Here is a 14,666-nt window from a genome sequence, read left to right as displayed (position 1 = left end):
GGGACCTGACCCATGTTTTCACGCTTCTTTATCGACAGGCCCATCTTCGCCTTCGTGATCTCCATTTTCATGGTGCTCGCGGGTCTGGCGGCGATGCGCGCCCTGCCCATCGCGCAGTACCCCGAGATTGCCCCGCCGGTGGTCACCATCCGTGCCTTCTATCCGGGTGCTTCGGCCGAAACCATTGCCGAGACGGTGGCCGCCCCCATCGAAAACGCAGTAACCGGGGTGGAGGGCATGATGTATATGTCGTCCACCTCCACCTCGAATGGTGCAGTGGAGATCACCGTCACCTTCGAAATCGGCACCAACCCTGATACCGCTGCGGTAAACGTCAACAACCGGGTAAAGCAGGCCGATGCCCGTCTGCCGGAGGAAGTCCGCCGCCAGGGCGTATCCGTCGAGAAGGGCTCGTCTGCCTTCCTGCAGGTGCTGGCTTTCTACTCGCCTGATGGCCGCTACACCGATCTTTATACGTCGAACTACATCACGCTCAACGTGCTGGATTCGATCAAGAAGATACCAGGTACCACCAGCGTGCAGATCTTCGGGGCCAAGGACTACGCCATGCGTATCTGGCTCAAGCCAGACCGCATGACCCAGCTCAAGGTCACCGTGCCCGAAGTCGCTGCCGCGCTGGCTGAGCAAAATGCCCAGTTCGCCGCAGGCAAGATTGGGCAGTCGCCTACCGGTGGCGGGCAGGAAATGGTTTACACCGTAACCGCCAAGGGCCGCCTGGCGAGCGAGGCCGAGTTCGAGAATGTCATCGTTCGCTCTAATAGCGACGGTAGCCAGCTGCGCCTGAAAGACATTGCCCGCATCGAGCTGGGTTCCAAGGATAACGACTTCAACGGTACCTATAACGGCAAACCTGCCGTGCTGATGGGTGTGTTCCTGCAACCTGGCTCCAACGCCCTGCAAGTGGGTGATGAAGTCAAGGCCGCCATTGCCAAGGCAGCCGAAAGCTTTCCTCAGGGCATGACCTATGCCATTCCTTACGACACCACGCGCTTTGTGGAAGTGTCGATCAAGGAAGTAGTGAAGACGCTGGCAGAAGCCATGGTGCTGGTGTTCCTGGTGGTATTCCTGTTCCTGCAGAACTGGCGCGCCACCTTGATACCGACCCTGGCCGTACCGGTATCCCTGATCGGCACCTTCGCCGGCCTGCATATGCTGGGGTATTCCATCAACACGCTGACGCTGTTCGGCATGGTACTGGCCATCGGTATTGTGGTGGATGATGCCATCGTGGTGCTGGAGAACGTCGAACGCATCATGCATGAGCAGCATCTACCTGCCCGTGAAGCAGCCATCCTGGCCATGAAGGAAGTGACCGGGCCGGTGATCGCCATCGTGCTGGTGCTATGCGCCGTGTTTGTGCCGATTGCCTTCCTGGGTGGCCTGACCGGCGAGTTGTACCGCCAGTTTGCCGTCACCATCTCCATTGCCGTGGTGCTCTCAGGCATCGTCGCGCTGACCATGACCCCGGCCCTGTGCGTGCTGATGCTCAAGCGCGAGCACAAGCAAAATGCACGCTTTTTCCTCTGGTTCAACGACTGGTTCCATCGCATGACCGGTCACTACATCGGTGGCGTGACCTTCTTCATGAAGCGCTCGCTGCTGGGTATCTTCCTGTTCCTGGGCATGGTGGCCATCACCGTGGGCATGTTCAAGCTCACCCCAGGCTCCTTGGTGCCGGATGAAGACCAGGGCTATTACATCGGTGCGGTGTTCCTGCCCGATGGCGCCTCGCTGGAGCGCACCGACAAGGTGGTGAAGGAAGTCATTGCCGCGATCCAGTCCAACCCCGCCAACGAACACGTCATGGCCTTCAGCGGCATGGACTTCATCGGCGGCGGCTTCAAGAACAACGCGGCAACCATCTTTGTCAGCCAGAAGCACTGGGACGAGCGTAACGTCAGCACCCAGGAGCTGGTTGGCGAGCTGTTCATGAAGACCGGTGGCATCAAGGAGGCGCTGGTGCTGGCCTTCAACCCGCCCGCCATCTTCGGCCTGGGCAATACGGGTGGCTTTGAAGTCTATCTGCAGAACCGTGGTGAAGGCGGCAGCAAGAAGCTGGTCGAAGCCATGGGCCCGCTGATGGGTGCATCCCACCAGAGCACGGTGCTCGCTGGCGGCGGCGGCCTGCAAACCCTGTGGAAGCCAAATGCGCCGCAGTTGTATGTGGATGTGGATCGCGACCGTGCCAAGGCACTGGGGGTATCGCTCAATGATGCCTTCAATACCCTGGCCGGCACCTTGGGTACCTATTACGTGAACGACTTCAACAAGTATGGTCGCGCATGGCAGGTGCTGATGAGTGCCGACAACCAGTATCGCAAGCGTCCAGAAGACATAGGCCGCATGTATGTGAAGAACCAGCGTGGCGAAATGGTGCCGCTATCGGCCTTTGCCAAGGTGGAATACACCTCCGGCCCCGATACCGTGGATCGCTACAACAACCTGCCGGCCGTCAAGCTGATGGGGAATGCTGGCCCTGGGTATTCGTCTGGTCAGGCCATTGCGGAGTTCGAGACCCTGGCCAAGAAGATGTTGCCGGCCGATGTGAGCTATGAATGGACCGGCGCCGCCTACCAGGAGAAGAAGGTCTCCAGTGCAGCCCTGCTGGCACTGGGCTTGGCCGTCATCATGGTGTTCCTCATCCTGGCAGCACAGTATGAGAAATGGTCCCTGCCCTTGTCCGTGTTGCTGGCCGTGCCGTTCGGCATCTTCGGCGCTCTGGTGGCGGTGAAGCTGCGCGGCTACACCAATGACGTGTACTTCCAGATCGGTCTGTTTACCCTGATAGGCCTGGCAGCCAAAAACGCCATCCTGATCGTGGAGTTTGCGGTGATGAAGCATCACGAGGGCTACCCTGTGGCGGCTGCCGCCATCGAGGCCGCCCGGCTGCGCTTCCGCCCCATCATCATGACCTCCATGGCCTTCATCCTGGGCGTGCTGCCGCTGGCCATCAGCAGCGGCGCGGGCGCCGGCGCACGTACCTCGGTAGGTACAGGCGTGGTGGGTGGCATGATAGCGGCCACCTTCCTGGCCATCTTCTTTGTGCCGCTGTTCTACAAGCTGATTACCGACCTGCGCATCCGAACCACAGCAGACGAGTTGATCCCGCCCAAGTCCGAGAACGAATATGGCATCGTTGAAGGAGATCATCGCGATGAAAAGTAAGCTGAAACCTGCGCTGATCGCGCTGGTGGTGGCAGCCGGCCTGGCCGGTTGTGCCACCACCCCGCCTCCGGTATTCGAGCTGCCCCAACATCAGACCGAAACGGCCCCGGCCGAGCTGTCTGCCTGGTGGACGCAGTTCAATGACCCGACGCTGAACGCACTGGTTACCGAGGCGCTGGCCCACAACGCCGATGTACTGACTGCCCTGCAAGGGGTGGATCAATCCAAGGCAACGCTGAGCCAAGCCCGTGTGGCCTTGCTGCCTGACGTCAACCTGGGCCTCAACGCCACCCGCCGCAACCCCAGCGATGAGACCGCCCAACCGGGGCAGAACGGCACCTCGACGGTGTACAACGGCGGCGTCTCGATATCGTATGAGATCGATCTTTGGGGACGCGTCTGGAAAGCCAAGGACGCAGCGCTTGCCAATGTGCTGGCCAGCCAGTACGCCCGCGAAGCGACGCGTGCCGCCGTGGCAGCTCAGACGGCCAGGAGTTACTTTGCCCTGCTGGCGCTTGATGCCGATGTCGCCCTGCTGACGCAGACCCTGGCCACGCGTGACGAAGCCATGAAACTGCAGCAAAAGCGGGTTACCGCAGGCGCAGCCAGCGATTACGAGCTGAAGCTGACGGAGTCGGAACGCGCTGCAGTCGCAGCGGCCCTACCCCAGGCTATTGCAGCCAGGGAGCAAGCCGAAGCCTCGCTCGCGGTATTGCTGGGTCGTAGCCCCAAGGAGGTGGTGGAAGGTCGGGTAGCACGCGGTGCAGGACTGGAATCACTCAGCCAGGCACCCGAGATTCCGGCTGGCTTGCCGGCTGACCTGCTGACCCGCCGGCCTGATGTACGCCGTGCCGAGGCACAGCTGGCTGTAGCAGAGGCCAGCCTGGGTGAGGCACGTCGACGTTACTTCCCCAGCCTTAGCCTGAGCGGTTTCTTCGGCGGCGAGAGCCTGGAGCTGAGCAATCTGTTCGATAGTCCAGCCCGCACCTGGAATGCAGCCGGCGCCCTGCTGCAGCCATTGGTAGGCATGGCCCGCATAGACGCCCAGGTAGCCGCTGCCAAGGCCAGCCGCAATACCGCCGAAATAGCCTACGCCCAGGCAGCCCGAGCAGCCTATGGCGATGCCCGTGCCGCGCTGGTGGGCCACCGTTCGGCACGCGAAGCCCTGGCCGCTACACAGCAGCGCGCCGATAGCCAGAACAAGGTCAAGGAATTGACTGACAAGCGCTACAAGGCTGGCGTTAGCAGCTATCTCGATCAGCTCAATGCCGAACGCGACCGCTTGGCCGCCGAGCGCGATCGCGTCACGGCCCTGCAAAACCGGGTCAACTCGCTGGTCTCGGTTTACCAGGCACTGGGTGGCGGTTGGAGCAATGAAACATTGGCCCAATCCCAGTAATATCGCGTCGCAGTACGAAAAGCCGTCCAATCTTGCGATTCGGGCGGCTTTTTTTTGCATTTCAGCAGGCAGCCAACCCTTGCCGTGGTATCGCCTTGCAGCGCTCAACGCCTGTTCATGACTATCTCGGGCCAGCGTCGAAGCTTAAATCGCGAGCAGCCGCTTAGACCACGCCCAGGCGAAACCGGCTAGCTGAGGGTCTCTGTTTCTGGCTTGCGGTCCAGGTGCTGTACCAGTCGATCCAGGTTGGCGGCAATCTGCCTCAGCAGTATTAGTTGTTCGTCTGCTGTCGTTGCTTTTGGCTGGTCGCGGCTACGTCGCAAGGCATCGCGCGTAGCCAGTATCTGAGTGCGGAACTGATGCGCACCGATGATACCAATCAACTGCATTTCACCATTGGCGTTCGTGCTCTGCCCTGCAGTCTCGAAGCGGAGCAAGGACAGATTGAACTGCCGCAGTATCGGACCTTCGATAAAGGTCACATCCTGGATGTTTTCCAACGGTATGGTCTTCTCCACCTGGAACAAAATGCCCTTGCGGAAACGCAAGGTACGGCTATCCAACTCGCAGTCCAGCTTGTCGTAATAATGGCGCGCCCACCACTGGCCCACGCCACAGAACCAAATAACGGCCAGCGGGATGCCCACCACGGTGATCAGCAGCAGAAAACCCACGTAGCAAACTAGATAGGGACGGATCAAGGTATTGAATACGGCACGCACCGGCACATCAGCCGGATTGGCCGAAGCTGGGACAGCTTGAGTTGAGGACATAAGTTGGAATGCTCCAAGCTAGAATTGCAGGAGCATAGCGGATCAGCGGCCTTCCAGCAGGCGCTTGTAGCTACCATCAGCCTTGAGCAGTTTCAATCCTTGATTAAAGCGCGCCAGCAAGGCCGCGGAGCCCGGGTTGTTGCGCGGGGCAATCAGCGCCAGCTCAACAACCTGCACCGGCTCGGCGGCCCGCTCGAAACGCCCAGCCAATGCGACCTCCTCGCTGACCTTGCTCATCAGCGCCTCCAGCGCGGTAAACCCATCCACCCGCCCCGCAGCCACCATACGCATGCACCCGGCCAGGTCTGCCGGCCGCTCCAGTCGGAACTCGCCCTGATTGACGGCAGCGGTCACACTGCTTTGCGCTGGCGACCCCCAGCCATGCGGCACGCAGAGCGATCGTCCCTTGAGGGCGTCGGGGTTGCCCAGGTCAAACTGCTTGCCCGGCAAGGTATACAGATAGCTCCCACCTTTGAAGATGGGCTCGGAGTAGTGGAACTCCAGCTCACGCTCAGGTGTATGGATATAGGGAAAAGTAGCCAGGTACTGGCCACCCAGCGCCATGACATAGCCGCGCTTCCAAGGCAGTACATCTATCCTGGGTGTCTCGCCCATCCGCTCGAATGCCGCGCGCACCACCCGCACGGCGATACCACCGCCGGGCATGGCGGTATCGGCAAATGGCGGGTAATCCGTACCCGTGACCAAAGGCAAGGGCGGTCCCGCCTGGGCACCAACCGATAACAGCAGCAACAGGGCGCTGCCGGGCTTCCACCTGGAGAATATTTTTATCATGTCCTACCCGTTTTAGCCGACCAACTACAGGGCAGCAAGCCCGCTACACGAGCGGGTAGGCCATGGGACTCAGCGCCAAGCTCAACGCATAGGCGGCAGTTCAGGCACCTGCCACCATCATCTTCTCTACCAGTATCGATCCCACCCGCTTGCTGCCACGCATCTCAATATCCGAGCCTATGGCTACGATACCCATGAAGATGTCCTTCAGATTGCCGGCTATGGTGACTTCCTCCACAGGATGGACTAGCTGGCCGTTCTCCACCCAGAAACCGGCTGCACCGCGCGAATAGTCACCGGTAATGCCGTTAACGCCCTGGCCCAGCAACTCAGTCACATACAAGCCTGTGCCCAGCTGCTTGAGCATGTCGCCAAAATCACCGGCAGTGGGCCTAACCAGCAAATTGTGAGCGCCCCCGGCATTACCGGTACTGCGCATGCCCAGCTTGCGGGCTGAGTAGCTACCCAGCAGCCAGCCATTGAGCACACCGTCACTGACCAGCTCACGCTGCACGCAGGCTACACCCTCTGCATCAAAGGCAGAGCTCGCCATGCCGCGCGGCAGGAATGGGTCTTCAGTAATGTTGACGATAGAAGAAAACACCGGCTTGCCCAGGCTATCGAGCAGGAAGCTGGCCTTACGGTACAAGCTGCCGCCCGATGCTGCCGATATCATGTGGCCAATCAGGCCGCCAGCCAGGCTGGGGTCGTACAAAACACGGTAATCACCGGTCTTGATACGGCGAGCCCCCAGACGTGCAATGGCCCGTTCGCCAGCCTGCCGACCGATTGCCACGGCATCCTCCAGATCACTGGCGGCACGGGCGACGCTATACCAATAGTCGCGCTGCATGGCGTCGCCTTCCTGGGCGATGACGGCAGCAGAAATCGAATGGCGCGAGCTGATACCCGGGCCGATAAAGCCGTGCGAGTTGGCATAGACTGACTGCCCCACATGGCTCGATACCGTCGCCCCCTCAGAATTGCTGATGCGGCTGTCGACTGCCCTGGCGGCAGCCTCACAGCGCTGTGCCAATGCAATGGCCTCTTCTACCGAACAACTCCAGGGGTAGTATAGATCCAGATCGGGAAACTGAGTGGCCAGCATATCGGGGTCAGCCAGGCCAGCACAATCGTCTTCCGCCGTATAACGGGCAATGGCCAGCGCCGCGCTTACCGTCTGGCTCAAGGCCTGGGGAGAAAAGTCCGAGGTGCTGGCGTGGCCCTTGCGTTGGCCCAGGTAGACCGTGACACCCACACCTTTGTCGCGGTTGTACTCTATGGTCTCTACCTCACCCAGGCGGACACTGACGTTCTGGCCTACGCCTTCTGATACATCCACATCGCAACTGGTCGCGCCCTGGCGCTTGGCATCTGCCAGTACATTCTCGACCAGCTCGCGCAAGGCAGCCTGGCTATAGGAAAAACCGGATTCGGTAGAGGTCGTCACAGGTATCTCGTTGTTGGAATGGGCGGATTAGCACTGTAGCTCGCAGCAGCGTGCACGGATGGGCGTATGCCCGCCGTCCGGCATCGGAACTGCGCCTTAGTGGCTCACGTCCGGTATCATATCAGCCCGTATGATAACCAAGCTGGCCACCATGTCCCGCAAGTCCCGTTCCGCACCCGATCAAGCCCAAGATATTCAAGCTGACGATGAAATCGAATACGTCAGCAAGTCACAGATGAAGCGCGACGTGGAGGCGCTGCAGGATCTGGGGGTGGAGCTGATAGGCCTGTCCAAGCTGCAACTTAAGAAGCTGGATCTGCCAGACGCCTTGCTGGTAGCCATCAAGGATGCCCAGAAGATCACAGCCAATGGCGCCATCAAGCGCCAGCGCCAGTATATAGGCCGACTGATGCGCGATATCGACCCGGCGCCCATCCAAGCTCTGCTCGATAGCCTGCGGGGCGACAACGACAAGCAGAATGCCTGGTTGCATCAACTGGAGCGCACCCGCGACGAACTGGTCGCGGATGACAAGGCTGTTGCCAAGCTGATTGAGGAACATCCGCAGATCGACATCCAGCAGCTACGGACCATGGTGCGCAACGCCAGGGCAGAACGTGCAGCACAAAAGCCGCCCAAGCACTTCCGCTCTTTGTTCCAGTTCCTCAAGGAACTCTACCCCGAGCCTGCACTGCTGGCTTCGAGTGATGATGAGGATGAGGACGACGAGGAAGACGATGAGTAAGCCACTACGTATCGGCCTTGTCTCCATCAGCGATCGCGCCAGCAGCGGTGTCTACGAAGACAAGGGGCTACCCAGCCTGCGTGAGTGGTTGCATGCCACCATCAGCACGCCCATAGAGCTGGTAGAGCGACTGATACCGGACGAACAGGGCTTGATCGAATCCACCCTGGTCGCCCTGGTGGATACCGAGGCCTGCGGCCTGGTATTGACCACAGGCGGCACCGGCCCGGCGCCGCGCGATGTCACTCCGGAGGCCACGCTGGCGGTTGCCGACCGCATCATGCCGGGTTTTGGCGAGCAGATGCGGCAGATCAGCCTGCAGTTTGTACCGACCGCCATCCTGTCGCGCCAGACTGGGGTGATACGTGGCCAGGCACTGATACTGAACCTGCCCGGCCAGCCCAAGGCCATTAAGGAAACGTTGGAAGGCCTGCGCGATGGAGAAGGCAAGGTCGTGGTACCAGGCATCTTTGCCGCCGTGCCTTACTGCCTGGACCTGATCGGCGCAGCCTATATCGAAACGCACGAAGAGCGGGTCAAGGCCTTCCGCCCCAAGAAATAGCCGCGCAGTCGGGTGGCCCCAGCCCGCCCAAAGCAAGCTTAAAGCCACCCAGTAATGGGCGCAGGGGCGCTTAGCGCTTCTTGCCACCCACCAATAGCAGCACCACACCCAACGCAATTGCCGAGCCGCTGAGCCAGGGCGGGATCACAACGCTCTCCGTCTCCTTGACCGAGAACTCGATCGGTCCCAGCTTGGCGGCGTGGGTTTCCTTGGTGTAGTCGATGCTGCGCTGGGCCAGACCCAGGCTGCCAGCCAGAATAAAGACGACGGCGAGTACGCGCAGGATGGTCATATATTTTCGCCTCTGTTCATGAATCTTCTTTTTCAGGCCAACGCCGCTCAGCAGCAAGCTTGGCATGCTCCACCCTACTTATAAGGGGTAGCGGGTGAATCAAGGCTGAATCGACCAAAAAGCAAAAAGCGCAGCACAGGCTGCGCTTTTTGCCGACCGTAGCCAGATTATCAAGCAGTGGCTTCAGCCCAGTCCAGTATCACCTTGCCCGATTGTCCCGACAGCATGGTTTCAAACCCCTGTACATACTGCTCCACCGGGAAGCGATGCGTGATCATGGGGCTCAGATCCAGCCCTGATTGCAGCATGGCGGCCATTTTGTACCACGTCTCGAACATTTCACGGCCATAGATGCCCTTGATGATCAGGCCCTTGAAAATAACCTGGTTCCAGTCGATGGCCATGGTGCCCGGCGGTATGCCCAGCAAGGCAATCTTGCCACCGTGGTTCATGGATTCCAGCATGCCGCTGAAGGCTTGCGGGTTGCCGGACATTTCCAGGCCCACATCAAAGCCCTCGGTCATGCCCAGTTCCTTCATGACATCGGGCAGTTTTTCCTTGGCCACGTTGACCGCACGGCTGGCCCCCATCTTGAGCGCCAGCTCCAGCCGGTATTCGTTCACGTCAGTGATCACCACATGGCGGGCGCCGACATGGCGGGCGATGGCCGCAGCCATGATGCCAATAGGGCCAGCACCAGTAATCAGCACATCCTCACCAACCAGGTCAAAGCTCAGCGCGGTATGGGTGGCATTGCCGAAAGGATCCAGTATCGAAGCGATCTCGTCGGGGATGTCGTCCGGAATCTTGAAGGCATTGAACGCTGGAATGACCAGATACTCGGCAAACGCCCCTTCGCGGTTCACCCCCACACCTGTGGTATTGCGGCACAGATGCACACGGCCTGCACGGCAGTTGCGGCAATAGCCGCACGTGATATGGCCTTCGCCCGATACCCGATCGCCGATTTGGTAGCCCTTGACCTCCGAGCCCATGCCGACAACCTCGCCCACGTATTCATGGCCCACATGCATGCCGACCGGGATGGTCTTCTGCGCCCACTCGTCCCACTTCCAGATATGGATGTCGGTTCCGCAGATCGCTGTCTTGCGTATCTTGATCAGCAGGTCGTTATGGCCAACTTCTGGCTTCTTGACACGCTGCAGGGTAAGGCCAGGGGCGGCCTCGGCTTTAACCAATGCTTTCATCGCTTGCTTCCCATCGGCAGTCTTGCCGCCGCTCGTGTTGTCACTCGACAGTGTAGAAGGCCTTCTTGTGAAAGACCTCCCAGGAAAACCCAAACTATCCGTTGAGCCGGTCAGATCACGCCCAGTTCCTTGCCTACCAGCGTGAAGGCCGCCACCACCCGCTCGATATGCTCGGTAGAGTGGGCTGCGCTCATCTGGGTACGGATACGCGCCTTGCCCTTGGGTACTACCGGGAAGCTGAACCCGATCACGTACACGCCATGCTCCAGCAGTTTGGCCGCCATCTCGCCTGCCAACCTCGCATCGCCCAGCATCACCGGGACGATAGGGTGCTCGCCCGGCAGCAAGGTGAAGCCTGCGGCGCTCATCTTGCTGCGGAACAGCTCGGCATTGGCCTTGACCTTGGCACGCAGGCGGGCGCCATCTGTCTCCAAGATGCGGAACACCTCCAGACTTGCGGCAGTAATGGACGGCGCCAGAGAATTGGAGAACAGATAGGGGCGCGAACGCTGGCGCAGCATGTCGATAATCTGCTGCCTGGCCGCCACATAACCACCGGATGCGCCGCCCAAGGCCTTGCCCAGCGTGCCGGTGTAGATATCCACCCGGTCGGCCACGCCACAGTGTTCTGGTGTACCTCGGCCATTGTCACCAACAAACCCGACTGCGTGAGAATCGTCCACCATCACCAAGGCATGATATTTGTCGGCCAGGTCGCATACCGACTTCAGGTCGGCGATATAACCGTCCATCGAAAAAACGCCATCTGTGACGATCAGCTTAAAGCGCGCACCTGCCGCATCGGCCGCTTGCAACTGCGCCTCCAGGTCGGCCATGTCGCTGTTCTTGTAGCGGTAGCGCTGGGCCTTGCACAGGCGCACGCCGTCGATGATCGAAGCGTGGTTCAACTCGTCCGAGATCACGGCATCACTCTCGCCCAACAGGGTTTCAAACACCCCGCCGTTGGCGTCGAAACAGCTGGAGTAAAGAATCGTGTCATCCGTCCCCAGGAAGCGCGAAATGGCGCCTTCCAGATCCTTGTGAACCGACTGGGTGCCGCAGATAAAGCGTACCGAGGCCACACCATAGCCATAGTCATCCACCCCCTTCTTGGCCGCCGCGATCAGGCGCGGATCATCCGCCAGCCCCAGGTAGTTGTTGGCGCAAAAATTGAGCACTTCGCTGCCATCACGCAGCCGTATATCAGCACGCTGGTGGCTGGCTATCACACGCTCAGGCTTGAAAAAGCCTGCATCCTTGATAGCAGCCAGTTCGGTTTCCAGATGGGTCAGGAAGGCGGAATTCATGGGTCTCCTCGGGTGGGCCTAGTGGGCCGCATGGTAGCCGGGTGGGCAGAAAACGGGATTTTACACCGACCCGCCACCGCCTGCCTCTTGGCGAATGACTGCTTAAAATTTCAGCATTGATTTATAATATAAATAGATGTCCGCAGTACCATATCCTCTACATGGGGGATAGCGCAGTCCTCACCCGCTCAGGTCATATCTATTGACGGTGGCCGCCGCGATGTGCCGATTGCAAGGAGAGCAACATGATCAACTCCGTCGCAACCATCATGCGCCGCATGAGCTATCCGGCCCGCTTTGGCCTTATCGGCGCAGTATCCGCGCTGGCCCTGGTCTACTTGGGCTACAGCCTGTATCGAACCAATCAGGACAATGTCGACTTCTCGGCCAAAGAGCGGCTGGGCGTTGCCTATCTGGAAAGTACCCTACCCCTGCTGGAGGCACTGGTACAGCGCCGCAATCTGGCCGCCAGCCCCGACGCTGCCGCCCAGTTGACGGACAGCGCCAGCCGGATTGAGACCGGTCTGGCCAAGATCTCCACCAGCGAGCAGCAGATGGGCAGCGATCTGGCGACCACCAGCGCCTACGGCGAAATGAAAAGTGCCTGGCTGGCAGCGCGCGGTGGCGATGCCAAGCCACCGGCGGAACGGGTAGTACTCCATAGCGCCGCGATAGATCGCACCCTCAACCTGATGGTGACCGCCTGCGACAATTCCAACCTGACCTTGGACCCCGACATCGATTCCTACTATTTGATGGACAGCGTCTGCGTGAAATTGCCTACACTGGCGGCCAGGCTGGGTGAGCAAACCGCCCTGCTGCTGCGCAGCCTGCACGACAAGACTGTGGACGATGCAGCCCGTACCCGGCTGGTGGAACTGCGTCCCCTGGTGTTTGATGCGCATGCGGGGATGCGCGGCAATCTGGACAAGAGCATAGGCTACAACATGGCCATCGCCGCTCAGTTGCAAGACCAGCCCGAGAAACTCAAGGCCGCCATGCTGGCGGTCAGCGAGCACGTCGATGCGGTACTGGGCAATCAGCTTGATGCCGACGCCACAAAAGTACAACAGCGCGGCAACAGCAGTGCCAGCCAGGCACTGACCTTGACACTGGCTGGTATTAAGTCGCTGGATGGCCTGCTGGTGGCCAGACTGGATCGCATCGCCACGCAGCGCAACATCTATGTCAGTGCCAGTGTGCTGGCCCTGCTGGCCATAGCCCTGCTGTTTGTATCGCTGTATCGCTCCATTACCGGTCAGCTTGGCGGCGAGCCCTTCCAGGTCGAAGGCATCGTCAAGCGCATTGCCGAAGGCCGACTGGATACCGAGATTCCGCTGCAGTCCGGTGACCAGAGCAGCCTCCTGGCCAGCATTGCCCAGATGCGCAACCAACTGCGTGATCTGGTGGTAGAGATGCTGCGCCTGGCGGAACAATCGACCCAGGCAGCCCAGCAACTGGCACAAAATGTGGAACAAGTCGCCCATGCCAGCAGTACCCAGAGTGATGCGGTAGCTGCGGCCGCCGCAGCGATTGAGCAACTCAGTACCTCGATCGTGCATGGTGCCAGCAACGCCGATACGGCTTGCCAGCAAGGACTTACCAGCAATGAGGCGGCAACCGGGGGTAGGACCGTGATACGCCAGTCCATCGGCAATATGAACACCATTGCACTGGATGTCGGGCTGGCCGCCCGCACCATCGAGTCGCTAGGTCAGCAATCGGCTGCCATTACCCAAGTGGTCAGCGTCATACGTGATGTCGCCGACCAGACCAACTTGCTTGCCTTGAACGCCGCCATCGAGGCTGCCCGGGCAGGCGAGGCCGGACGCGGCTTTGCCGTGGTAGCCGATGAAGTACGCAAACTGGCAGGCCGCTCTGCCACCGCCAGCAGCGAGATTGCCAACTTTGCCGGCGTGATACGCCATGCGGCAGAAGAAGCCGTAAGCCGCATGCAGGTTACTGTGCAAACGGTAGAGGCCGGCCGGCATGATGCCGACGCCGCCAACGGCGCTATCGAGCGCATCCATCACACCACGGCAGAAATGGTTTTGGCCATCAAGGCCATAGCCGAAGACCTGCTGGAACAGCGTAGTGCCAGTCAGCAACTGGCCCAGCATATTGAATCCATCGCCAATATGAGCGAGTCGAATGCCAACTCCGCTGGCGAGGGTGCAGCGGCGGCAAAGCAGTTGCACAAGCTATCCAGCCGGTTGGCCGAAACAGCCCGGCACTTTACCGTCTGACACTGCGTGGAGGGCTTGCCCCCAGCCAGGGAGCCTGTTCACGATCTTACTCAATAGTACGCCAGCTTAAGTGCATTGCACGCAGCCAAGCTGGCAAGCGTCTGGTCGGCATCCGCCGACGCCTAACACCGCCTGCCAACTATTCCCGCCGCATAGGCAAAGAACGGCATGCCTGCTACTCTGCGCTCGCGTCGTCTTTATGCAGACGACATCAAACACGATGGAGTACACCATGCGCTCTCTGCTCTACCTGCTGCTTGCTGGCAATCTGCTTGCCCTACCCGCTCATGCTGCCGCCGATATTTCCGAAGGCTCAGCCTTATCTGCCCTGGGTGTAGCCAGCGTCGTCGGCGGTTCCGCCGTCGTGGTATCCGAGGGTGCCGAGCTGGTGCTGGAGTCTGCCGAGAAGGTGGGTGACGGTGTCGTCTGGGTGTTGCGGCAGACCGGCAAAGGTGCCAGCGTGGTGGTCAAGCTTAGTGGCCAGGCCATAGGCGGCGCGTCTGTCGCCGTAGGACAAGCGATCAAGGTCACAAGCCATGCCAGCGGCCACGCGTTGATAGCATCCGGCAAAGCCGTGGCCTTCATCCCCAATGAGGTTGGCAAGTCCCTGCTACATCAATCCAAGGTGCAATAAGCATCACCAGTAAAATACCATCGGACTCCGCCGTACCGCTGAGAGCCAGCTGCAAACACCTGCGTTAAA

The 14,666-nt window shown here is 60.0% G+C and carries 12 protein-coding genes; 6 read left to right on the top strand and 6 right to left on the bottom strand.

Annotated features, from left to right (window positions below):
- Nucleotides 1-12 precede the first annotated feature (12 nt).
- Entirely contained in the window at nucleotides 13-3,186 is a 3,174-nt protein-coding gene (locus QQK16_RS07565; protein WP_284195841.1) for an efflux RND transporter permease subunit, read from the top strand.
- The gene (locus QQK16_RS07560; RefSeq protein WP_284195840.1) at nucleotides 3,176-4,585 is read left to right on the top strand and encodes an efflux transporter outer membrane subunit; all 1,410 of its coding nucleotides are present in this window, start codon (nucleotides 3,176-3,178) and stop codon (nucleotides 4,583-4,585) included. The genes QQK16_RS07565 and QQK16_RS07560 overlap by 11 nt, the downstream gene beginning before the upstream one ends.
- Before the next feature lie 188 nt (nucleotides 4,586-4,773).
- On the opposite strand, the gene QQK16_RS07555 is transcribed toward QQK16_RS07560, so the two are convergent.
- From QQK16_RS07555 to pmbA, 3 genes are all read right to left on the bottom strand, one after another.
- The gene (locus tag QQK16_RS07555; RefSeq protein WP_284195839.1) at nucleotides 4,774-5,358 is read right to left on the bottom strand and encodes a PH domain-containing protein; all 585 of its coding nucleotides are present in this window, start codon (nucleotides 5,356-5,358) and stop codon (nucleotides 4,774-4,776) included.
- Between the two features lie 42 nt (nucleotides 5,359-5,400).
- The gene (locus tag QQK16_RS07550; RefSeq protein WP_284195838.1) at nucleotides 5,401-6,153 is read right to left on the bottom strand and encodes a substrate-binding periplasmic protein; all 753 of its coding nucleotides are present in this window, start codon (nucleotides 6,151-6,153) and stop codon (nucleotides 5,401-5,403) included.
- 100 nt (nucleotides 6,154-6,253) lie between these two features.
- The gene (gene pmbA / locus QQK16_RS07545) at nucleotides 6,254-7,603 is read right to left on the bottom strand and encodes a metalloprotease PmbA (RefSeq protein WP_284195837.1); all 1,350 of its coding nucleotides are present in this window, start codon (nucleotides 7,601-7,603) and stop codon (nucleotides 6,254-6,256) included.
- A 151-nt stretch (nucleotides 7,604-7,754) separates the two neighbouring features.
- Between pmbA and yjgA the strand changes: the two genes are divergently transcribed.
- Together yjgA and mog are read left to right on the top strand one after the other, a co-directional pair.
- Nucleotides 7,755-8,348: a ribosome biogenesis factor YjgA gene (gene yjgA, locus QQK16_RS07540; protein ID WP_308447021.1), complete on the top strand. Its 594-nt coding sequence runs from the start codon at nucleotides 7,755-7,757 to the stop codon at nucleotides 8,346-8,348.
- Nucleotides 8,341-8,910, top strand: a complete 570-nt coding sequence (gene mog / locus QQK16_RS07535; RefSeq protein WP_284195835.1) for a molybdopterin adenylyltransferase — start codon at nucleotides 8,341-8,343, stop codon at nucleotides 8,908-8,910. The genes yjgA and mog overlap by 8 nt, the downstream gene beginning before the upstream one ends.
- Nucleotides 8,911-8,980: 70 nt before the next feature.
- Here the strand turns inward: mog and QQK16_RS07530 are convergent, their stop codons facing one another.
- From QQK16_RS07530 to QQK16_RS07520, 3 genes are all read right to left on the bottom strand, one after another.
- Nucleotides 8,981-9,202, bottom strand: a complete 222-nt coding sequence (locus QQK16_RS07530; RefSeq protein ID WP_284195834.1) for a hypothetical protein — start codon at nucleotides 9,200-9,202, stop codon at nucleotides 8,981-8,983.
- A 170-nt stretch (nucleotides 9,203-9,372) separates the two neighbouring features.
- A complete protein-coding gene (tdh, locus tag QQK16_RS07525) occupies nucleotides 9,373-10,410 on the bottom strand; it encodes an L-threonine 3-dehydrogenase (protein WP_284195833.1) in 1,038 nt (345 codons plus the stop codon).
- A 110-nt stretch (nucleotides 10,411-10,520) separates the two neighbouring features.
- Complete coding sequence (locus QQK16_RS07520; RefSeq protein ID WP_284195832.1) at nucleotides 10,521-11,717, bottom strand: glycine C-acetyltransferase; 1,197 nt, start codon at nucleotides 11,715-11,717, stop codon at nucleotides 10,521-10,523.
- A 245-nt stretch (nucleotides 11,718-11,962) separates the two neighbouring features.
- On the opposite strand from QQK16_RS07520, the gene QQK16_RS07515 reads away from it, so the two are divergent.
- A complete protein-coding gene (locus QQK16_RS07515; RefSeq protein WP_284195831.1) occupies nucleotides 11,963-13,963 on the top strand; it encodes a methyl-accepting chemotaxis protein in 2,001 nt (666 codons plus the stop codon).
- Between the two features lie 232 nt (nucleotides 13,964-14,195).
- Nucleotides 14,196-14,597 (top strand): hypothetical protein, encoded by a 402-nt coding sequence (locus QQK16_RS07510; protein WP_284195830.1) that lies wholly within the window; start codon nucleotides 14,196-14,198, stop codon nucleotides 14,595-14,597.
- The last annotated feature ends 69 nt before the right edge of the window (nucleotides 14,598-14,666 follow it).

Origin of the sequence: Chitinimonas prasina (assembly GCF_030160395.1) — a bacterium.
GTDB classification, from domain to species: Bacteria; Pseudomonadota; Gammaproteobacteria; order Burkholderiales; family Chitinimonadaceae; genus Chitinimonas; species Chitinimonas prasina.
Note: the sequence above shows the minus strand (reverse complement) of the source record. Positions and strands in the feature narration are given on the sequence as shown.